Genomic DNA, 799 nt, shown 5'->3' on the forward strand with positions numbered 1-799 from the left:
GCGTAACCGCGGGACTTTCGAGCAGATGCTCAAGCGACTTCACATCCGGTTGAACGAGCAAGGCTTGATCGACTTGGAAACCTGGATGATCGATTCCACTGCTGTTCGTGCGTAAGCGAACGGCAAACACGTCTACCGAACTCCGGAATTAAGGGCGATGGTGTCCGCCTATTTTTAAGCGGACGCGATAACCCTTAAATGCGCCAACGAAGCTCTTATCCCAAGTCATTCAAAGCCCAGGTTGTTCAGGAATGCCTGCAACCCGGCGCATCCATCTCCAGCGTTGCCATCAGTCACGGTATCAATGCCAACGTGATTCGTAAGTGGCTACCGCTTTACCGAGATCAACCGCCCGCAACGCTGCCGGCGTTCGTTCCGGTAAAAGTCGCACCGAAAAGACCGGCTGAAGCGTCGGCGATCATCGAGCTGCCATTTGGCGAGCAAACCATCACGGTGAAATGGCCGTCTTGCGATCCCGAAGGCTGCGCCCGTTTTGTCCGTGGACTTGCCTCGTGATCCGCATCGACACAATCTGGCTGGCCACCGAGCCGATGGACATGCGCGCCGGCACTGAAAAAGCGCTCGCCCGTGTCGTGGCTGTCTTCGGTGCGGCGCAGCCGCACTGCGCTTATCTGTTTGCCAATCGCCGAGGCAATCGCATGAAAGTGGTGGTGCACGACGGCTTGGGCATTTGGTTGGCGGCACGTCGTCTGCATCAAGGGAAGTTTTCCTGGCCGAGCAATCGTCATGGTGACCAGATGGAACTCAATCCTGAGCAGCTACAGGCACTGGTAGTCGG

General features: G+C 56.9%; 2 protein-coding genes and 1 pseudogene. All 3 read left to right on the forward strand.

Going from position 1 to position 799, the window contains the following annotated elements:
• Positions 1–112 (forward strand): annotated as a pseudogene (locus EGM97_RS26075) (IS5/IS1182 family transposase); the annotation flags it as partial.
• 86 nt (positions 113–198) lie between these two features.
• Positions 199–516 carry an IS66-like element accessory protein TnpA gene (gene tnpA / locus EGM97_RS26080; protein ID WP_477788897.1) on the forward strand — a complete coding sequence of 106 codons (318 nt, stop codon included), beginning with the start codon at positions 199–201 and terminating at the stop codon, positions 514–516.
• On the forward strand, positions 513–799 hold a 287-nt coding region (gene tnpB / locus EGM97_RS26085), incomplete at its 3' end, for an IS66 family insertion sequence element accessory protein TnpB (RefSeq protein ID WP_477788898.1). The genes tnpA and tnpB, both read left to right, overlap by 4 nt.

Source organism: Pseudomonas sp. AF32 (assembly GCF_022342325.2).
Classification (GTDB): Bacteria; Pseudomonadota; Gammaproteobacteria; order Pseudomonadales; family Pseudomonadaceae; genus Aquipseudomonas; species Aquipseudomonas uvaldensis.

What these genes read in the sequence shown, in the direction of transcription:
- tnpA (WP_477788897.1), top strand. Translation starts at nt 199, where the DNA reads ATGCGCCAACGAAGCTCTTATCCCAAGTCATTCAAAGCCCAGGTTGTT.